The organism is Streptomyces canarius, from assembly GCF_014650735.1.
Classification (GTDB): domain Bacteria; phylum Actinomycetota; class Actinomycetes; order Streptomycetales; family Streptomycetaceae; genus Streptomyces; species Streptomyces olivaceoviridis.
Window position 1 is genome coordinate 502,986 of record NZ_BMVN01000001.1, and the last position, 18,127, is coordinate 521,112.

The following is an 18,127-nucleotide window of genomic DNA, read 5'->3' on the forward strand; positions in this document are numbered from 1 at the left end:
AATCGGTGCCGGGCGCCGGGGTGAAGGTGGTTCCGGGCCGCGGCGCCGCCTGGGCGCGACAGGACAGGTGTCGGCGGCACCACGGCCCGGAAGTCTGTGAGGGGCCGTCAGACCTGGGTGCCGGACAGGCGCTCCACGGCCCGCAGCAGGGCCGAGTGGTCCAGGCCGCCGTCACCCTGGGCGCGCAGCGACGCGACCAGCTGGGCGACCACGGCGCCGACCGGCAGCGCCGCGCCGACGGTGCGGGCGGCGTCGGTGACGATGCCCATGTCCTTGTGGTGCAGGTCGATGCGGAAGCCCGGCTGGAAGTCGCGGTTCAGGAAGTTGTCCTTCTTGCGCGCCAGCACGGTCGAGCCGGCGAGGCCGCCGCCCAGCACGTCCAGCGCGGCCTTCAGGTCCACGCCCGACTTCTCCAGGAAGACCACGGCCTCCGCGCACGCCTGGATGTTGACGGCGACGATCAGCTGGTTGGCGGCCTTCACGGTCTGGCCGGAGCCGTGCGGACCGCACAGCACGATGGTCTTGCCGAGCGCCTCGAAGACCGGCCTGGCCCGGTCGAAGTCGGCCTGCTCGCCGCCGACCATGATCGACAGTACGGCCTCGACGGCGCCGGCCTCACCGCCGGAGACGGGCGCGTCCAGGACGCGGATGCCCTTCTCCTCCGCGTTCTTCGCGAGGTCGACGGAGGTCTGCGGGGTGATCGAGGACATGTCGATCAGCAGGGTGCCCGGCCTGGCGTTCTCCAGGACGCCGTCCGGGCCGTAGGCGATGGCCTCGACCTGCGGGGAGGCGGGCACCATGGTGATCACCACGTCGGCGTCCCGCACGGCCTCGGCGATGGAGGCGGCGGCCGTACCGCCGGCGGCGGCCAGCCGGTCCAGCTTCTCCCGCTCCAGGGTGTAGCCGGTGACGTCGTAACCCGCTTTGATCAGGTTCTCGGACATGGGGGAGCCCATGATGCCGAGGCCGATCCAGGCGATCTTGGGAAGACTCATCGGGGGTGCCTTTCTCAGTGCGGGGTGGTCAGCGGGCCGCGCGGGGCAGCCAGTCGAAGGCCTCGGCGCTCGGGCGGTCGCCCGGCTTGTACTCCAGGCCGACCCAGCCGTCGTAACCGGCCTTCCTCAGCCGGCCGAGGAGGTCCTCCAGCGGCAGCGAGCCCGTGCCCGGGGCGCCGCGGCCCGGATTGTCGGCGATCTGCACGTGGCCGGTCTTCGCGGCGTACCGGTCGATGACCTCGGGCAGGTCCTCGCCGTTCATGGACAGGTGGTACAGGTCCATCAGGAACTTCGCGTTCCCGAGGCCCGTCGCCTCGTTGACCTGGTCCACGACCGCGATGGCGGCGGGCGCGCTCACCAGCGGGTACAGCGGCGACTCGGGCTCGTTGAGGGCCTCGATCAGCAGGATCGCGCCGATCCGGTCGGCCGCCCGGGCCGCGAGGGTCAGGTTCTCCAGGGCGAGTGTGTCCTGCTCGGCCGGGGCCACGCCCTCGACGCGGTTGCCGTACAGCGCGTTGAGCGCCGTGCAGTCGAGGGAGGCCGCGAAGCCGGCGGCGACGTCGATGTTGGCGCGGAACCTCTCCGACTCCTCGCCGGGGATCGACAGGGCGCCGCGGTCCGGGCCCGGCAGCCGTCCGGCGTAGAAGTTCAGGCCCGTGAGCCGGACTCCCGCGTCCTCGATCGCCTTCTTCAGGGCGTCCAGTTCGGACCGGGCGGGGGTGGGGGAGTCGATCCAGGGCCACCACAGCTCGACCGCGGAGAAGCCCGCCGCGGCGGCGGCCGCGGGACGCTCCAGGAGCGGGAGTTCCGTGAAGAGGATCGACAGGTTGACGTTGAAGCGCTGGTCTGCGGCGGTGCTCCACTCGAAACCTGGCATTCGGGCCGCGCTCCCTTCCGTGGGTCGAGATTCCGTATTACGGAAGTTTGTTTCTACGTAATGGAAGATTGCCGGTGGGTGTCGGAGCTTGTCAAGGGGGGCCGGTCGCCGGCCGCCCGAAAATCCGCGCCGGGCGTTAGGTTGAGCGCGTGCGATTGAGAGTGGAGTTCACGACCGAACCCTTCGATCTGGACGAGGCGCCCGCGCACGCCCTGGTGGCGCGGGAGGTCATCGAGACGGCCGGGCTGGACGCCGTCGACGTCGGCCCGTTCGGCAACACGGCCGAGGGCGCCGCCGATCGCGTGCTCACCGCGGTGGACGCGCTGCTGCGCAAGTCCCTGGAGGCCGGCGCCACCCGGGTCTCGCTCCAGGTCAACGTGATCGACGACGTGCACGGCGACGGGACCGCGGAGGGCGGCAGGTGACCGGGGACGAGCCGTTCATCGCGGCCGTGAAGCCACTGGTCGACGCCATGGGCGGGGAGATGCTCCCGCCCGACGAGGCCGGCCCCGAGGACGTCGTGCTCGCCTGGGAGGGCGTCGACGTCGTCGCCGTACGCCTGCCCCAGCTCGCCGACTCCCTGGACCACATCCTCGCCGCCATGGAGCGCAGGCAGGGCCGGCCGCTGGCCGACCTGGACCGCAAGGCCAAGCAGGAACTCGTACGCAGCCTGGAGGCGCGCGGCGCGTTCGCCGTGCGGCACGGCGTGGAGACCGTGGCGAGCGCGCTCGGCGTCAGCCGGTTCACGGTCTACAACTACCTGAACCGGGAAAAGGGTTCCTGACCGGGCCGGAAGCGGGGGTCGTGGTGCCGTCCGGGCCCGTCCCGGCTTGTTACGCGGAATTTTCAACAAAGTGTTGACGTGATGTTTCCGAGGGCGTTAGCTATCGGCAGCCCGATCAGCACGACGGCCCAACGCGGCCACGGAGGCTCCCGTGACGTCGACTTCCACGCCCCCGGGCCTGGCCCGGTTCAACGATCTGGAGGAGCGCGCGGCCCTCGCCGCCCTCCACGAGGCGTGCGCCTCCACCGAGTGGGCCCGGCGACTGCTCGCCACCCGCCCCTACGCCACGCCGGAGGACCTGTACGCCGCCAGCGACGCCGCCATGGCCGAGCTGACCACCGCGGACCTTGAGGAGGCGATGGCCGGGCACCCGCCGATCGGGCGGCCCAAGCCCGGCGACCCGGCCTCCGCCCGCGAACAGCGCGGCATGGCCGGCGCCTCCGACGAGCTCAAGGCGGAGATGCTCGAACTCAACCTGGCCTACCAGGAGAAGTTCGGCCATGTCTTCCTCATCTGCGCCACCGGCCGGACCGGCGAGCAGATGCGGGACGCGGTCGAGGAGCGGATCGGGAACGCGCCGGAGCAGGAGCGGGAGATCGTCCGCACCGAGCTGGGCAAGATCAACCGCATCCGACTGGCCCGACTCGTCGAAGAGGACGCCTGACACCATGAGCACCAGCACCACCGCCTCCGTGTCCACGCACATCCTGGACACCTCGATCGGCCGCCCCGCCGAGGGCGTCGCCGTCCGCCTCTTCGCCCGCAGCGGCCAGGGCGCCCCTTACGGGCAGGGAGGGGACTGGCAGGCGCTCGGCGGCTCCGCGACCGACGCCGACGGCCGGTGCAAGGACCTGCCGGCCCTGCCGGAGGGGACCACCCACGTACGGCTCGACTTCGAGGTGGAGCCGTACTTCGCGAAGAAGCAAGCCGATGCGCAGCAGGACGCCCCCGCGAACCGGGACAGCGGTGCGTCGTCCGTGTTCTTCCCGGAGGTGGCGATCACGTTCGCCGTCGTACCGGGCGAGCACTACCACGTACCGCTGCTGCTCAACCCGTTCGGCTACTCCGTTTACCGAGGGAGCTAGCAGACACATGCCCACGATCCTGGGACAGAACCAGTACGGCAAGGCCGAGAACCGAGTCGTCAAGATCACGCGGGACGGCGCCACCCACCACATCAAGGACCTCAACGTCTCCGTCGCACTGAGCGGCGACATGGACGAGGTCCACTACTCCGGCTCCAACGCCAACGTCCTGCCGACCGACACCACCAAGAACACGGTGTTCGCGTTCGCCAAGGAGCACGGCATCGAGTCCGCCGAGCAGTTCGGCATCCACCTCGCCCGGCACTTCGTCACCAGCCAGGAGCCGATCCACCGCGCCCGGATCCGGATCGAGGAGTACGCCTGGGAGCGGATCGAGACCTCCGACGCCAACTCCAGGTTCATCGGCGCCGACGAGGTCAAGCACTCCTTCGTCCGCAGGGGCCAGGAGACCCGCCTCACCCAGATCACCTACGACGGCGAGCGGTGGGAGGTCATCTCCGGCCTGAAGGACCTGGTCGTGATGAACTCGACCAACTCCGAGTTCTGGGGCTACGTCAAGGACAAGTACACCACCCTCCAGGAGGCGTACGACCGCATCCTGGCCACCGAGGTCTCCGGCCGCTGGCGGTTCAACTGGACCGACGACGAGCAGAAGATGCCCCACTGGGAGAAGTCCTACGAGCAGACGAAGAAGCACATGCTCCAGGCCTTCGCCGAGACGTACTCCCTCTCCCTCCAGCAGACGCTGTACCAGATGGGCGCGCGCATCATCAACAACCGCGGCGAGATCGACGAGGTCCGCTTCTCGCTGCCGAACAAGCACCACTTCCTGGTGGACCTGGAGCCGTTCGGACTGAAGAACGGCAACGAGGTCTACTTCGCCGCCGACCGCCCCTACGGCCTCATCGAGGCCACCATCCTGCGGGACGGCTGTGAGGCCCGTATCCCGGTCGACATGACCAACCTCTGACGCGGGACGCGCGCCCCCGGCCCCGCCACCGGGCCGGGGGCCCGCCACACCGGAGGGAACGAAATGGCACAGCCTGCGAAGGGGCCCGCCACAGCCCCCTGTCCCACCCCGCCGGAGCACACCGAGGACGCCGTCACGTCCGTGCACCCGGTGGACGAGAAGCTCCACCTCTCGCGGCTCGTCCCCGCCGCGCTCCAGCACATCGCCGCGATGTACGCGGGCGTTGTCACTCCTCCGCTCATCATCGGCCAGGCCTGCGGACTCGACATCGCGGCCCGCACCCGGCTGATCGCCGCGAGCCTGCTCATCGCGGGCGTCGCGACCGTCCTGCAAACCCTCGGCGTCAAGGGCCTCGTCGGCAACCGGCTGCCCTTCGTCAACGCCGCCTCCTCCGCCGGCATCGCCCCGATCCTCGCGATCGCCGAAACCAACGGAAAGGGCCACCAACTCCCCGCGATCTACGGGGCGGTGATGGTCGCCGGCGCCTTCTGCCTGGCCCTCGGCCCGTTCTTCGGCCGGCTGCTCCGCTTCTTCCCGCCCCTGGTCACCGGCGTCGTCATCACCCTGATCGGCGTCACGCTGATGCCCGTACCGGTCGGCTGGGCACAGGGCGGCGACAAGACCGCCGCCGACTTCGGCGCCATGCGGCACCTCGCGCTCGCCGGGTTCACCCTCGCCGTCATCCTGCTCATCCAGCGTTTCGGCAGGGGCTTCGTCCGGCAGATCGCGCTGCTGTTCGGGCTGCTCATCGGCACCCTCGCCGCGATCCCCTTCGGCATGGCCGACCTCAGCGGCCTGAAGTCCGCGCCCGTCGCCGCGCTGCCCACGCCGTTCGCCTTCGGCGCCCCCGAGTTCCAGCCCGCGGCCGTCCTCTCCCTGTGCATCGTGATGCTGGTCCTGATGACCGAGTCCAGCGCCGGCATGCTCGCCCTCGGCGAGATCTGCGACCGCCGCGCCGACCCGCGGACCATCATCCGCGGTCTGCGCACCGACGGCATCGCCACCCTGCTCGGCCCCGTCTTCGGCGGCTTCCCCACCTCCGCCTTCGCCCAGAACGTCGGCGTCGTCTCCCTCACCCGGGTGCGCAGCCGGTACGTCGTCGCCGTCGCCGGTGCCGCCCTGCTGGTCCTCGGCGCCTTCCCGGTCCTCGGCGCGGTCGTCTCCCTGGTCCCCATGCCGGTCCTCGGCGGCGCGGGCATCGTCCTCTTCGGCTCGATCGCCGTCAGCGGCATCCGTACGCTGTCCGAGGCGGGCCTGGACGACAGCTCCAACATCATCCTGGTGGCCGTGGCCCTCGGCGCCGGCATCATCCCGCTGGCCGCGCCGACCTTCTACGCCGGGTTCCCGGCCTGGGCGCAGACCGTGCTCGGCTCCGGCATCAGCGCCGGCGCGCTCGTCGCGGTCCTGCTCAACCTGTTCTTCCACCACCTCGGCACCCGGAGCGGGCAACCCGCCCCGGCACTCAAATCCTCCTAGGGTCCTGCCGTGCCCTTCCCGTGGACCACCCCCGTCCACGGGCCGCCACCGAAAGACAAGGAAGCACGATGGCACCATCGGCAGCCGAGCGCATCGTCATCGAGAACTGCGCCATCGCGACCGTGGACGCGGGCGACACGGAGTACGCCTCCGGGCACCTCGTCCTGGCGGGCAACCGCATCGAGTCGGTCGGCGCGGGCAAGGCCCCGGAGGGTCTGGAGAACGTGGTGCGCCGGGTCGACGCGACCGGCCATCTGGCCACGCCCGGTCTGGTCAACACCCACCACCACTTCTACCAGTGGATCACCAGGGGCCTGGCCACCGACCACAACCTGTTCGACTGGCTGGTCGCGCTCTACCCCACGTGGGCGCGCATCGACGAGCAGATGACGTACGCCGCCGCGCGCGGATCGCTCGCCATGATGGCCCGGGGCGGTGTCACCACCGCCATGGACCACCACTACGTCTACCCGCACGGCTCCGGCGACCTGTCCGGCTCCATCATCCGGGCCGCCGCCGAGACGGGCGTCCGCTTCACACTGGCCCGCGGCTCGATGGACCGCAGCGAGAAGGACGGCGGGCTGCCGCCGGACTTCGCCGTCGAGACGCTGGAAGGCGCCCTCGCCGCCACCGAGGAGACCGTCCGCACGCACCACGACACCTCCTTCGACGCGATGACCCAGGTGGCGGTCGCGCCGTGCTCGCCGTTCTCCGTCTCCACCGAACTCATGCGCGAGGGCGCCGAGCTGGCCCGCCGGCTCGGCGTACGGCTGCACACCCACGGCTCGGAGACGGTGGAGGAGGAGAAGTTCTGCCACGAGCTGTTCGGCATGGGGCCGACCGACTACTTCGAGTCCACCGGCTGGCTCGGTGAGGACGTGTGGATGGCGCACTGCGTCCACATGACCGACTCCGACATCGCCGCGTTCGCCCGCACGAAGACCGGCGTCGCCCACTGCCCGTCCTCCAACGCCCGCCTCGCGGCCGGCATCGCCCGCGTCCCCGACATGCTCAAGGCGGGCGTCCCGGTGGGCCTCGGCGTCGACGGCACCGCCTCCAACGAGTCCGGCGAACTCCACACCGAGCTGCGCAACGCCCTCCTGATCAACCGCCTCGGCGCCCACCGCGAGGCCGCGCTGAACGCCCGCCAGGCGCTGCGGCTCGGCACCCACGGCGGCGCCCAGGTCCTCGGCCGCGCGGAGCAGATCGGCTCGCTGGAGCCCGGCAAGCTCGCCGACCTGGTGCTGTGGAAGATGGACACCCTCGCCCACGCCTCCATCGCCGACCCGGTGACCGCGCTGGTCCTCGGCGCCGCGGCACCGGTCACCGCGTCCTTCGTCAACGGCCGGCAGATCGTCCGGAACGGCCGCCTGCTCACCGTGGACGAGGACGCCATCGCCGTCGCCACCCGCGCGGAGGCCCAGCGCCTGGCCCGCGTCACCGCACAGGCCTGATCCGGCCCGGGCCCGCACAGACTCCGGCCGGGAGGGACGGCTCCCGGCCGGGACCCGTGGATCCGAGCGGGATCCACGGCAGCCGTCCCCGGGGCGGGTGCACACACGCGCCCCGGGGACGGTCACCCCCACACCGCTCGCCCCCGCTCACCGCGCCACCCCCCGTAAGGTCCCGCACGACCACCCGCACCACCTCCATGAAACCCACGTCGACGACGACGTGTTACCCGCCCGGAGGACCCGCCGTGGCCGACCATCCCGTAGACGAGAAACTCCCCGCCCTGAAAATGGCGACCAGCGGCCTTCAGCACGTGGCCGCCATGTACGCCGGGGTCGTCGCCCCGCCGCTCATCGTCGGCGCGGCCATTGGCCTGAGCGCGACCGACCTGACCTTCCTCACCGGTGCCTGCCTGTTCACCGCGGGCCTCGCCACCTTCCTCCAGACCCTCGGCTTCTGGAAGATCGGCGCCCGGCTGCCCTTCGTCAACGGCGTCACCTTCGCCGGTGTCGCCCCCATGACCGCGATCGTCGCCTCCACCAAGGACAAGTCCGACGCCCTGCCGGTCATCTTCGGCGCGGTCATCGTCGCCGGCCTCCTCGGCTTCCTCGCCGCGCCCGTCTTCTGCAAGGCGGTCCGCTTCTTCCCGCCCGTCGTCACCGGCTCCGTCATCACCCTGATCGGCGTGTCCCTGCTGCCGGTCGCCTTCGGCTGGGCCCAGGGCCCCGACCCCCGGGCGGACGACTACGGCTCCACGACCTACCTCACCCTCGCCGGTATCACCCTGCTCATCGTCCTGCTGCTGCGCCGTTTCACCCGCGGCTTCGTCAAGCAGATCGCCGTCCTGCTCGGCCTGATCGTGGGCACGCTCGTCGCGATACCGTTCGGCGTCACGGACTTCAGCCCCGTCGCCCACGCGGACGTGGTGGGTTTCCCCACCCCGTTCCACTTCGGCGCCCCGCAGTTCCAGCTCGCCGCGATCCTCTCGCTGTGCGTGGTGATGGTGGTCTCGATGACCGAGTCGACCGCCGACATGCTGGCGCTCGGCGAGATCGTGGAGCGTCCCGCGGACGAGAAGACCATCGCGGCCGGCCTGCGCGCCGACACCCTCGGCTCCGCGATCAGCCCGCTGTTCAACGGCTTCATGTGCAGCGCCTTCGCCCAGAACATCGGCCTGGTCGCGATGACGAGGATCCGCAGCCGGTACGTCGTCGCGACCGGCGGTGGCTTCCTGGTCCTGATGGGCCTGTGCCCGATGGCCGCCTCGCTCATCGCGGTCGTACCCCGGCCGGTCCTCGGCGGCGCCGGCGTCGTCCTGTTCGGCTCGGTCGCCGCGAGCGGCATCCAGACCCTGGTCCGGGCCGGCCTGGACCGGGACAACAACGTCCTGATCGTGGCCGTGTCCCTCGCGGTCGGCATCATCCCGATCACCGCGCCGGAGTTCTACCACGCGTTCCCCGAGACCGCGAAGATCGTCCTGGACTCGGGCATCTCCACGGGCTGCGTCACCGCCGTGGTGCTCAACCTCCTCTTCAACCACCTGGGCAAGGGCCGCGAGGCCCACGACGTCACCCACCCCATGGAGGCGGGCCAGGAGATCGCCGCCGCGCACTGAGACCGGCGGTCGGGGCTCAACCGGCCGGGGGAAACGACGACGCCGTGCCCCCGGCCACGCCAAGAGGCCGGCCGGCAACTCCGCCCGCTCGATCGCGCCGTCTGGTTCACCGTGATCGGAAGGCGGCATGCGGGGCGAGCGCACGCGAAACGGCTGGTATTACTGGGGCATGCAGGAAGAGATTGCACGCTCCGCGATCGACACGTTCATCTCCGCGTTCAACGCCTCGGAAGACAGCTATGTGACTGCCCTGCTCTCCCAGGCTCTGACCTCAGACGTGGTCTTCTGGGGGCCGCTGGGTCGCAGCGAAGGAATCGCGGCGGTCGAGCGGTTCGTGCTGGACATCCGGCGCCACCCGGCGGGGACCGGCACGATGGTGCGCTGCTCGGCGGTGGACATGCCTGACGAGTGGGCCCGGTACCAGTGGGTCTTCACCACGCCGGACGGAGGTCCCCGCCTGGCGGGAACGGACGTCGTCCATCTGCGGCGGAGCCTCATCGACCAGGTCATCGTCTTCGCGGGGGAGATCGAGCCGTTCGCCTCCTGAGCCATCCTTCTGTCGCTGTCCTTCTCCTGACCTTGCCCCTTCGGCGTTCGGGGGCTGCGGTTCGCGGTCGGTCAGGCCGCGGTGTCGAGGGGGTGCCCGCCCCAGCGGATGCCCTCTTCGCTGCGGCTGCGGGCGCGTTCCCTGCGTTGGGCGGTGCGTACGTCGGGGTGGCGGGCGTTGGCGTTGCGCCGGCGCGGGCAGCGGTGCAGTGCCCGGGTCTGCGCGGGGTGGCTGCGGCGGTGTGAGTCGGCCAGGGTGAACTGCCGCAGCGGGCCGAAGGGGGCCCCGATCGGGTTGGCCCAGGAAGCGTAGGCCGGGGTGAAGCACAGCTCGACCTTGTTCTTCTTCGCCCAGCGGCGGCCCCACTTGTCCCTTCGGCTCCCATGCGCCCGGCGCGTGACTTCTCGACCTCGCCAGGGTGCCTACCTCCTGCACGTTTAGGCGGTCGACAACCTTGAGCCCGGCATGCAGGAGCTGACGGGTACGGCTGTGGTCGATTCCGGCATGGCCCTTGTGCTGCGGGCCGTCGACCTCAATCACCCCCGCGTATCCGCGATAGGTGATCAGCAGATCGGGTTCGAGAACCCGAAGACGAATCCGCATTCCACCGAGTGGCATGATCCCGATCGTCTCGTTGTCGGGCAGGGCAGCCTGCCGCTTCTTGAGCACTTGATAGAAACACTCCGCTCGCAAACTGAGTCAGACCGAGTCCAGCCCGCTCGTGGCGCGCATGCCCGCGGAGGCCGAGACCGACCTCGTACGGCTGCGCGAGGCGGTCACGGAGGCCGACCGGATCCGCGCGGAACGGCCGAGGAGGCGAAGCGGCTACGCCAGGAGACCGCCGAGCGGGTCCGCGCGCTGCAGGAGCGCCGTTTACGCATTCCGCTCGGGCAGAATCCGCATGACGCAGGCGCTTATCAGGACGGCTTTCGGCCCTGCGCCGCGGCTGGATCTTTACTGGGCCTTGTAGCCGCCGTCGACGTTGAGGATGGTTCCGGTGACGAAGGACGCGGCCGGCGAGGCGAGCCAGGTGATGGCTTCTGCGACCTCGGTGGGGCGGCCCATCCGACCGACGGGCTGGAGGGCGGCGATGCCGGCTTCGTCCCAGGTGCCGGCCTCGATGGCGGCGTTGAGGATGTCGGTCTTGATCGCGGCGGGGGCGACCCCGTTGATGCGGATGCCGTCGGTGGCGTACTCCAGCGCGGCGGACTTGGTCAGGCCGACCACGGCGTGCTTGGTGGCGGAGTAGTTGGCCGAGTAGCGTATGCCGCCCAGGCCCGCGATCGAGGCCAGGTTGACGATGGAGCCGCCGGGGTTGTCCTGGGCCAGCATCTGCTGGATCTGGTACTTCATGCTCCAGAAGACGCCGAGCACGTTCGTGGTGAGCATCTGCTGGAAGCGGCTGGTGGGCTCGTCGGCCATGCGGCCGGCGTCGAGGGAGATCCCGGCGTTGTTGACCGCGACGTCGAGTCGGCCGAAGCGCTCGACGGTGACCGCGACCAGGGCGGCGACGGATTCTTCTGAGTCGACGTCGGCGGCGACGAAGGCGGCTTGGCCGCCGTTGTCGCGGATCTCGCGGGCGACGGCTTCGCCCGCTTCCTTGCGGCGGCCGGAGACGACGACGGCGTGGCCGGCGCGGGCCAGAGCCAGGCTGGTCTCCTTGCCGATGCCGGTGGTGGCTCCGGTGACCAGGGCGATGCGGGAGACGCTCATAACGGGGGACCTCTTTCACATACAGGTGAGCACGGCCGACGATCCAGCTTTAGAAGACCGCCGGTCTCTTGTGCTTCAGATTAAGAGACCGGCGGTTCGATGTCAAAAGACCGTCAGTCTGTAATATGGGGGGATGACGACCTTCCAGCGAGCGCGCAGCGAGGAACAGCGCGAGATCCGGCGCCGGGCGATCCTCGACACCGCGGCGGCGATGCTCGACGAGATGTCCGTGAGCGCACTCAGCCTGAACGAGCTGAGCCGGCGCGTGGGCCTGGCGAAGTCCAACGTGCTGCGCTACTTCGAGTCCCGCGAAGCCGTCCTGCTGGAACTGCTCGACCGTGACTGGCGGCAGTGGACCGCCGCCCTTCCCGAGCAGCTCGCCGCCTCGCTCACCCCCGACGCCCCGCCGACCCAGCGCGGTCAGCAGTTCGCCGCCGTCCTGGCCCATTCCCTCGCGCAGCGCCGGGTCCTGTGCGACCTGCTCAGCGCCCAGGCGGGCGTCCTGGAGCACAACGTCTCCGCGGACGTCGCCGCCCGCTACAAACGAGCGGCCCTCGACAACGTCGCCGCCCTGGCCGTACTCGCCCGCCGGCACCTGCCCGAACTCGGCCACCACGCCGAGCAGCTCTGCGCCCAGGCCCTCATGGTCAGCGGCGCGGTATGGACCCACGCCCGGCCCTCCGCCGCCATGCTCGCCGCCTACGCAGCCGACCCCTCACTCGCCGCCCTGCGCATGGACTTCACCACCACCCTGGAGGAAATGCTGACAACCCTTATCGCCGGCACCCTCGCCAGGGCGGAGCTTGGTGTTCACTGATTTCGGCTGCTCAGGATGACGGTGGATCGTCAAGGGTCAGCGCGGTGCCTGCGATGAAGCCGCCGAGAGTGCCGGGTCGGTACTGAAGACGTTCGAGCCGGTTGCGTACGAGGGCTTCGAGTCGGTCGAGGGCGACGACGGCGAGGTTGCCCAGGCTGCTTTTTACGTGCGCCCATACCCATTCGACGGGGTTGAGGTCGGGCGAGTACGCGGGGCAGCAGGAACACCGTCAGCCACTCACGATCGGCGATCAGCTCGCCCATGGCGCGGGAGACGTGGGTGTTCGGGCGGTCCCAGACCAGCACGATTGGCGCCTTGACGAGCTGATGGGCGCCGTCGATCAGGGCGATGATGTCCCGCTCGCCCATACTGCGGCGCCCGCCATTGCCCGAAGGGTGGGTGCGCAGGCGGTGGTACAGCCGGGTCCGGGAGCCGGGCCGCGCGCGATCAGCCCGGCTGCCGACAGGCGTCCCGTGCTCCGGCCGCTGACCCTCACGACCGGGGTACGGCCGCGTCGGCCCCAGGTGCGTCCTCGGGGCGGCTTTCGGGTGAAGCCTGCCTCGTCCTCGAAGCAGACGTATCCCCCGCAGGCCGCCCGGCCCCTTTTACTTCCGCCCAGGTCGCCTCCTTCCCCACGGTCACGGCCTGCTCGTCACGCTCGGCAACCCGCCGCGCGGGGACCTGCGGGCCGAAGCCGAGCCGGTGCACAGCCTCGTTGCACCCGAGACGCTGTAGGGGACGTGGAACTGTCTGCCGATCAGCGTGGCCACCCTCGCCGCGGTCCACACCTGGTCCGCCACCCATTCGTGCGCGGCCGGACCCTGCTCCAGATACGCGGCCAGTTTCTCCAGACAGCGCAGGGACAGACGGCATCGCGATCCGCCCGGGCCTCGGGAGGCCAGAGCCTCACGACCGCCCTCCCGCCACAACCGGTGCCGCTGGTAAGCCGACTTCCTGCTCGTCCGCAGTTGCCGCGCCACCTCCAGTGGCTTGATCCTCTGCTGGAACAGCTCGGCCGCCTGCATCCGCACGATCTCCCGACGCTGGCGTCCCGCAGCCGTCGGCCCACCCCCATCCGCGTATCTCACACAGCAAGGGATACGGCCACTACCCCAGACAGATCAGGGACTTCACCGAAGTTCACCCCGACGAGCCGAAGTCAGTGCCTGGTTCCGTCAGCCAGCGGCGAGCCGGGGAACCTCCGGGCGGCTGGGTTCCACCACGAGCGTGACCTTGTAGCCCTCATCGCCCCGCTACGTGTCCCAGAGCTTGACCTCCAGCGAAGTCACATCCGCGATCAGCTCGGCAGTCTTGGTGGCCCCCTGGGGCTGCATGAGTAGGGCGTTCGTGCCAAACAGCCACTCACTCACGAGAGGAGCGTTCTGAGGAACGTCCAGGGCGAGGGGCATGTCAGGCGACGGCAGCTCATCACTCATGCACGGAAGTGTGACACCCACCGCTGACAACGGAAGCGGTCACAAATGCCGACTAGTCTGGGCTGGCGAGCATGACTGACGCCCGCCTCTGCGCGACTGAGCCCACGCCAACCAGCGAGGACTAAGCGCTGTGCGGGCTCGGTCATTCCGGTGCCCGGTTGTACTTGGCGATGGTGGCCTTGCCGGTGTCGGCGTCCGCGAACTCCAGTTGCCACGGGCCGGTGTTCACGTCGAACTCCTTGCCGAAGCCGACCCACTTCCCGGCCATGCGGCGGCCGGTCGGCTCGACCAGCATCTGAAGCGCACCGAAGTAGCGCGCCCCCCGGTAGTAGCCGTCGCTCGCCGTCTGCTCGTTCCACGTGCCGGTGACGATGTTGCCCTCCACCTGGAGGTCCAGGGTGAGCGGCGAGTCGGGATTCAGCGACCCCTGCGGCAGGCTCCGGCCGGTGAGCCTGTTGCCGTGCTGGAGCAGCACCACGTGGTGCTTGCCGGTGAAGGTCTGGTCGCGCCCCGAGCTGAAGAACTCGTACGTGCTCAGCCAGATGCCGGAGTAGTTGCCCCTCGGTGCCGTCTGCGGTGTCGGCTGGCCGTTAGCGGCCGGGATGCCGACCGGGCTGTTCTGCACGTCGTGGCCGCCGTGCCCGTCGCCCGAGACGCGCAACTGCGGCACCGGCGCCGCGAACCCCAGCGCCTCGATCGGAAGCCCCGTGACGGCCTCCAGGGCGCGGGCGTACACCGGCCGCGGTGCGGCTGTCTCGCCGCTCTCCCATCGCTGTACGAGCCGCTTGGTGGCGTCATTGGGCTGGCCTGTGCGCTGCCCGGCATCCCGGACCGCACGGGCGAACTCGTCCTGGCTCATCACTAGTCCGAGCCGTACGGCCCGGAGCGTGCTGTTCGGTGTCGTCATGCGATCAAGCTACCCGGCAACACTCACTAATGACACCGAATTGACGCCCCTTCTGTCGCCGGAATGACGCCCCTTGCGCCGCCGCGCATCGTGGCAGGTGGGCGCGATGTTGAAGCTCATGACGACCACAGACGGTGACGGACGGGTCGCGCATCCCGGATTGACCATCTCGGTCTACCGCTTAGACCTGGTGACCGGCCAGCGCACCCAGGTTCGGCCCCCGCGCCATGTACCGCCCTCCGACGAGCTTCCCCTCAACCTGGCCTTCCCACCATGCGAGTGCCACCGCTGCGCCGGACAGGTGAACCGATGAGCCCGGCCTGGGACATGGAGTCACCCCCGGCGTCCGGCGTGTGCGCACGCTGCGGCCGGTGGACCGAGGCGGGCATCCAGCACTGGATACCGCGCGCTTCGGGACCCGAGGTCGACGTCATCCTCTGCGCCGACCCGGCCGACTCCCCCCGCCGCCGCAGGCCGACCGCCCTCGTCGGTACCCCACCGGCCGGGGAGCCTGACGCCCCTCCGCACCGAGCCCCGGACGCTCAGTCGTCCGGGGTCTCGCGTGTCCGGGTGCGGTCCGTGCTTGCGTCGCCGGGCCGGGCTGACATGTCAGCCCGGCTGTCAGCCGCATGATCGCCGACGTCGGCAGACTTCTGGGCGGGAGGCCGCTCCAGGAGCCCTGACAAGTGGCCTGACACGGGTCCGCAAGGCTCGCTGACACCGGCTGAAGGCCATCACGGACGGGTCTGACGCCCGGGCTGCACGCGCCTCGGGCCCGCCCGGACAAGCTGTCCGGGCCGGACCGGGCTCGCCGGTGGTGTCCCTGCGGCACATCCGGGCCTCGGGCGAGAAGTGGCGGCATACGACGCTGATCCTGGACCCCGAGGCAGGCACTTTCGCCACGCGCCATGACAGTCGCTGGAGGACTTCATGGCACGCACCTCAAGGGCTTCACCTCGCTCAGGCGGTGAGCGCGCTACACAACGGCAAGGCAAGCCCGGCCAAGGGGAGTCCGTGCAGGCACGATCGGCCCCGTCCTCGCCCGGCGTCAGGCGCGGCGTTCGCGCAGGAGCAGTGCCGCCAGGAGCAGGGCCGTCGCCGCGATGCCCGTGGCCACGGTGAACGCCAGGCGGTAGCCCTCGGCGGTCGCGGGCAGCAGGGACGTGCCGTCGGCGAGCAGGCCCCCGGTGCGGCTCGCCGCGAGCGTCGACAGGACCGCCAGGCCCAGCGAACCGCCCACCACCTGCGTGGTGTTGAACAGCCCGGACGCGAGTCCCGCGTCCTCCGGCCGGGCGCCCGACATCGCCAGCCCGGTGAGCGCCGGCATGGCCGCCGCGAACCCGGCGGACAGCAGCAGCATCGCCGGCAGCACATCGGTGCCGTAGGAGCCGTCGGCGGGTGCCCGGCCCAGCAGGGCCATGCCCGCCGTGATCAGCACCAGGCCGGTCAGCAGCACCCGGTACCCGCCGAACCGGGCCACGGTCCGCGCGGACAGCCCCAGCATCAGCACACCGATCGCGATCGGGGCCGGCAGGAACGCGGTGCCGGTGGCGAGCGCGCCGTACCCCAGCACCCGTTGCAGATACAGCGCGCCGATGAACTGGAAGCCGTACATCGTGGCGATCATCAGCACCTGGACCGCGTTGGCGCCGGTCAGCAGCCGGGAGCGGAACAGCCGCAGTCGCAGCAGCGGGCGCGCGGCCCGGGCCTGGCGCAGGGCGAACGCCACGAACAGGGCGAGGGCGAGGGCGGCCGGCAGCAGGGTGGCGGTGCGGGAGTGGTCGCCCGCGCCGACGATCAGGTACACCGTGAGCATCAGTGCGCCGGTGACCAGTGCGGCCCCGGGGTAGTCGGCGCCCAGGCCGAGCCCGGCGCCGGGCTCCGGGGCGAGCACCCGCACCGCGGCCAGCCACGCGGCCACCCCGATCGGCAGGTTGATCAGGAAGATCCAGTGCCAGCTCAGGGCCTCGGTCAGGGCGCCGCCGAGGAAGGTGCCGAGCGCGCCGCCCGCCGCGCCGACCGCGCTGAACGCCGCGATGGCCCGGGCCTGTTCGCGCGGCTCGGGGAACAGTGCCACCAGCATCCCGAGGACCACCGCCGAGGCCATCGCCCCACCCGCGCCCTGCACCGCCCGCGCCGCGATCAGCATGCCCTGCCCGGTCGCCGTCCCGCACAGCACCGACGCCAGCGTGAACACCGCGAGCCCCGCCGTGAACATCCGCTTGCGGCCCACCAGGTCACCGAGCCGTCCCGCCAGCAGGAGCAGTCCGCCGAAGGCGATCAGATAGGCGTTGACGACCCAGGCCAGTCCGGGCCCGCTGAAGCCGAGGTCGCTCTGGACGGCGGGCATCGCCACCGTGACGATGTTGCCGTCCAGTACCGTCATCAGCGTGCCCGCGCACAGCACGGCGAGGGAGGTCCAGCGGGAGTACCGTGCCCCCGCGGCCACCGCCACCGGTGGCGGACTGTTCTCGATCATGGCCGACATCGTGTGCCGCCTCCCCGTTCTTCCCGCGTTCCCTGGTTCTTCCCGCGCACCTTGGTGCATGGTTTGTAACGGGGACCATCGTGGGTGACCATGAGGACCGGCGTAAGGAGGCAGTCCAATGTCCCAGGGGAACACCGGTGTTACCGTCCAGGCGGTGAACGCGCACGCGTGCCCCGTCCGTGAAGTTCTTGACAGGGTGGCCGGCAAGTGGAGCGTGCAGATCCTCGTCGCCGCCGCGCACGGACCCATCCGGTTCACGGAGTTGGAGCGCGGCATCGAGGGCATCAGCCGCCGCATGCTGACCCTCACCCTGCGCAACCTGGAACGGGACGGCCTGGTGACGCGCACCGTCCATCCGACGGTGCCGCCCAAGGTGGAGTACGAACTCACGCCCGTCGCCCACGAGTTGCACGACACCCTGCAACGGCTGACCGACTGGGCCGAGCGCAACCGGGTGTACGTCGCCGAGGCACGGGCGGCCTACGACGCCGAGCACCGGCCGGAGTCGCTCGACGCGTAGGCATCCGGCGGGCCTACAGGCCGAACAGACCGGGGTCCGCCGCCAGTTCCTTGAACACCTCCCGGGGGTCGGTCAGCAGCTTGCGCGCGGCCAGGTCCATCAGGCCGCCCACCGCGACGACCTCGGCCGCCAGGGTGCCGTCGGCCTTCACGATCTCCTGCCGGATCCGGAAGGTCTTTCCCTCCCCCCACTCGAACGCGCAGGTCACGTCGACCTCGTCGCCGGCGAGCAGCTCACGGCGGTAGCGGATGGTCGTCTCCAGCGCCACCGGGCCCACGCCCCGGCCCACCAGCCGGGCCTGGCTGATCCCGGCCGCCTGGAGCAGCGACCAGCGGGCGTGCTCCGCGTAGTTGAGGTACACCGCCTGGTTGAGGTGCCCCTGCACATCGGTCTCGTAGCCGCGGACGGTCACACGGACGGAAAACGGTTCGGCCACTGCTTGCCCTTCTCCAGTTCGACTCTCCGGTCGACCGATCCTGACACG

18 protein-coding genes and 2 pseudogenes are annotated in these 18,127 nt (G+C 70.6%); 11 read left to right on the plus strand and 9 right to left on the minus strand.

Features of this window, described 5'->3' with window-relative positions; translation table 11 throughout:
• Positions 1 to 107 precede the first annotated feature (107 nt).
• Positions 108 to 995, minus strand: a complete 888-nt coding sequence (locus tag IE294_RS02065) for a 2-hydroxy-3-oxopropionate reductase (RefSeq protein ID WP_189881625.1) — start codon at positions 993 to 995, stop codon at positions 108 to 110.
• Between the two features lie 28 nt (positions 996 to 1,023).
• Positions 1,024 to 1,872, minus strand: a complete 849-nt coding sequence (locus IE294_RS02070) for a TIM barrel protein (RefSeq protein WP_189881628.1) — start codon at positions 1,870 to 1,872, stop codon at positions 1,024 to 1,026.
• Between the two features lie 149 nt (positions 1,873 to 2,021).
• Between IE294_RS02070 and IE294_RS02075 the strand changes: the two genes are divergently transcribed.
• The 9 genes from IE294_RS02075 to IE294_RS02115 all read left to right on the plus strand — a co-directional run bounded on the left by IE294_RS02075 (position 2,022) and on the right by IE294_RS02115 (position 9,762).
• Positions 2,022 to 2,297, plus strand: a complete 276-nt coding sequence (locus IE294_RS02075; protein WP_189813805.1) for a thiamine-binding protein — start codon at positions 2,022 to 2,024, stop codon at positions 2,295 to 2,297.
• Positions 2,298 to 2,344: 47 nt separating this feature from the next.
• Positions 2,345 to 2,656 (plus strand): helix-turn-helix domain-containing protein, encoded by a 312-nt coding sequence (locus tag IE294_RS02080; protein WP_189814171.1) that lies wholly within the window; start codon positions 2,345 to 2,347, stop codon positions 2,654 to 2,656.
• Between the two features lie 151 nt (positions 2,657 to 2,807).
• Positions 2,808 to 3,320: a 2-oxo-4-hydroxy-4-carboxy-5-ureidoimidazoline decarboxylase gene (gene uraD / locus IE294_RS02085; RefSeq protein WP_189881630.1), complete on the plus strand. Its 513-nt coding sequence runs from the start codon at positions 2,808 to 2,810 to the stop codon at positions 3,318 to 3,320.
• Between the two features lie 4 nt (positions 3,321 to 3,324).
• The gene (gene uraH, locus IE294_RS02090) at positions 3,325 to 3,741 is read left to right on the plus strand and encodes a hydroxyisourate hydrolase (RefSeq protein ID WP_189881638.1); all 417 of its coding nucleotides are present in this window, start codon (positions 3,325 to 3,327) and stop codon (positions 3,739 to 3,741) included.
• Between the two features lie 7 nt (positions 3,742 to 3,748).
• Positions 3,749 to 4,672, plus strand: coding sequence for a factor-independent urate hydroxylase (pucL, locus tag IE294_RS02095; RefSeq protein WP_189881641.1), 924 nt, complete (start codon positions 3,749 to 3,751; stop codon positions 4,670 to 4,672).
• Positions 4,673 to 4,735: 63 nt separating this feature from the next.
• Positions 4,736 to 6,148 carry a nucleobase:cation symporter-2 family protein gene (locus IE294_RS02100; protein ID WP_189881642.1) on the plus strand — a complete coding sequence of 471 codons (1,413 nt, stop codon included), beginning with the start codon at positions 4,736 to 4,738 and terminating at the stop codon, positions 6,146 to 6,148.
• Positions 6,149 to 6,216: 68 nt separating this feature from the next.
• Positions 6,217 to 7,602, plus strand: coding sequence for an 8-oxoguanine deaminase (locus IE294_RS02105; RefSeq protein WP_189881644.1), 1,386 nt, complete (start codon positions 6,217 to 6,219; stop codon positions 7,600 to 7,602).
• 245 nt (positions 7,603 to 7,847) lie between these two features.
• A complete protein-coding gene (locus IE294_RS02110; RefSeq protein ID WP_189814170.1) occupies positions 7,848 to 9,215 on the plus strand; it encodes a nucleobase:cation symporter-2 family protein in 1,368 nt (455 codons plus the stop codon).
• A 169-nt stretch (positions 9,216 to 9,384) separates the two neighbouring features.
• The gene (locus tag IE294_RS02115) at positions 9,385 to 9,762 is read left to right on the plus strand and encodes a nuclear transport factor 2 family protein (RefSeq protein ID WP_189881647.1); all 378 of its coding nucleotides are present in this window, start codon (positions 9,385 to 9,387) and stop codon (positions 9,760 to 9,762) included.
• A gap of 71 nt (positions 9,763 to 9,833) precedes the next feature.
• Here IE294_RS02115 and IE294_RS47300 read toward each other — a convergent pair.
• Both IE294_RS47300 and IE294_RS02120 read right to left on the minus strand, forming a co-directional pair.
• Positions 9,834 to 10,121, minus strand: a pseudogene (locus IE294_RS47300) (IS630 family transposase); the annotation flags it as partial.
• A 595-nt stretch (positions 10,122 to 10,716) separates the two neighbouring features.
• Positions 10,717 to 11,475 carry a glucose 1-dehydrogenase gene (locus IE294_RS02120; RefSeq protein WP_189881648.1) on the minus strand — a complete coding sequence of 253 codons (759 nt, stop codon included), beginning with the start codon at positions 11,473 to 11,475 and terminating at the stop codon, positions 10,717 to 10,719.
• A 133-nt stretch (positions 11,476 to 11,608) separates the two neighbouring features.
• Between IE294_RS02120 and IE294_RS02125 the strand changes: the two genes are divergently transcribed.
• The gene (locus IE294_RS02125; RefSeq protein ID WP_189881650.1) at positions 11,609 to 12,292 is read left to right on the plus strand and encodes a TetR/AcrR family transcriptional regulator; all 684 of its coding nucleotides are present in this window, start codon (positions 11,609 to 11,611) and stop codon (positions 12,290 to 12,292) included.
• A gap of 10 nt (positions 12,293 to 12,302) precedes the next feature.
• Here the strand turns inward: IE294_RS02125 and IE294_RS50105 are convergent.
• The 4 genes and pseudogenes from IE294_RS50105 to IE294_RS02145 all read right to left on the minus strand — a co-directional run bounded on the left by IE294_RS50105 (position 12,303) and on the right by IE294_RS02145 (position 17,123).
• Positions 12,303 to 13,380: pseudogene (locus IE294_RS50105) on the minus strand (IS630 family transposase).
• Positions 13,381 to 13,545: 165 nt separating this feature from the next.
• Positions 13,546 to 13,728, minus strand: a complete 183-nt coding sequence (locus tag IE294_RS02135; RefSeq protein WP_189881652.1) for a hypothetical protein — start codon at positions 13,726 to 13,728, stop codon at positions 13,546 to 13,548.
• 142 nt (positions 13,729 to 13,870) lie between these two features.
• Positions 13,871 to 14,635 carry a helix-turn-helix domain-containing protein gene (locus tag IE294_RS02140; protein ID WP_189881654.1) on the minus strand — a complete coding sequence of 255 codons (765 nt, stop codon included), beginning with the start codon at positions 14,633 to 14,635 and terminating at the stop codon, positions 13,871 to 13,873.
• Between the two features lie 1,048 nt (positions 14,636 to 15,683).
• The gene (locus IE294_RS02145) at positions 15,684 to 17,123 is read right to left on the minus strand and encodes an MFS transporter (RefSeq protein WP_189881656.1); all 1,440 of its coding nucleotides are present in this window, start codon (positions 17,121 to 17,123) and stop codon (positions 15,684 to 15,686) included.
• Positions 17,124 to 17,241: 118 nt separating this feature from the next.
• Here IE294_RS02145 and IE294_RS02150 point away from each other — a divergent pair, with 118 nt between their 5' ends.
• On the plus strand, positions 17,242 to 17,643 hold the full coding sequence (locus IE294_RS02150) for a winged helix-turn-helix transcriptional regulator (RefSeq protein WP_175252304.1): 402 nt from the start codon (positions 17,242 to 17,244) through the stop codon (positions 17,641 to 17,643).
• Between the two features lie 13 nt (positions 17,644 to 17,656).
• On the opposite strand, the gene IE294_RS02155 is transcribed toward IE294_RS02150, so the two are convergent.
• Positions 17,657 to 18,079 (minus strand): acyl-CoA thioesterase, encoded by a 423-nt coding sequence (locus tag IE294_RS02155; RefSeq protein WP_189881658.1) that lies wholly within the window; start codon positions 18,077 to 18,079, stop codon positions 17,657 to 17,659.
• Positions 18,080 to 18,127: the final 48 nt, after the last annotated feature.

Excerpts from the sequence above, each read along its gene's own strand:
- IE294_RS02065 (WP_189881625.1), bottom strand. The coding sequence starts at position 995 with ATGAGTCTTCCCAAGATCGCCTGGATCGGCCTCGGCATCATGGGCTCC.
- IE294_RS02070 (WP_189881628.1), bottom strand. The coding sequence starts at position 1,872 with ATGCCAGGTTTCGAGTGGAGCACCGCCGCAGACCAGCGCTTCAACGTC.
- IE294_RS02080 (WP_189814171.1), top strand. The coding sequence starts at position 2,345 with ATGGGCGGGGAGATGCTCCCGCCCGACGAGGCCGGCCCCGAGGACGTC.
- uraH (WP_189881638.1), top strand. The coding sequence starts at position 3,325 with ATGAGCACCAGCACCACCGCCTCCGTGTCCACGCACATCCTGGACACC.
- pucL (WP_189881641.1), top strand. The coding sequence starts at position 3,749 with ATGCCCACGATCCTGGGACAGAACCAGTACGGCAAGGCCGAGAACCGA.
- IE294_RS02100 (WP_189881642.1), top strand. The coding sequence starts at position 4,736 with ATGGCACAGCCTGCGAAGGGGCCCGCCACAGCCCCCTGTCCCACCCCG.
- IE294_RS02105 (WP_189881644.1), top strand. The coding sequence starts at position 6,217 with ATGGCACCATCGGCAGCCGAGCGCATCGTCATCGAGAACTGCGCCATC.
- IE294_RS02115 (WP_189881647.1), top strand. The coding sequence starts at position 9,385 with ATGCAGGAAGAGATTGCACGCTCCGCGATCGACACGTTCATCTCCGCG.
- IE294_RS02120 (WP_189881648.1), bottom strand. The coding sequence starts at position 11,475 with ATGAGCGTCTCCCGCATCGCCCTGGTCACCGGAGCCACCACCGGCATC.
- IE294_RS02125 (WP_189881650.1), top strand. The coding sequence starts at position 11,609 with ATGACGACCTTCCAGCGAGCGCGCAGCGAGGAACAGCGCGAGATCCGG.
- IE294_RS02135 (WP_189881652.1), bottom strand. The coding sequence starts at position 13,728 with ATGAGTGATGAGCTGCCGTCGCCTGACATGCCCCTCGCCCTGGACGTT.
- IE294_RS02140 (WP_189881654.1), bottom strand. The coding sequence starts at position 14,635 with ATGACGACACCGAACAGCACGCTCCGGGCCGTACGGCTCGGACTAGTG.
- IE294_RS02145 (WP_189881656.1), bottom strand. The coding sequence starts at position 17,123 with ATGTCGGCCATGATCGAGAACAGTCCGCCACCGGTGGCGGTGGCCGCG.
- IE294_RS02150 (WP_175252304.1), top strand. The coding sequence starts at position 17,242 with ATGTCCCAGGGGAACACCGGTGTTACCGTCCAGGCGGTGAACGCGCAC.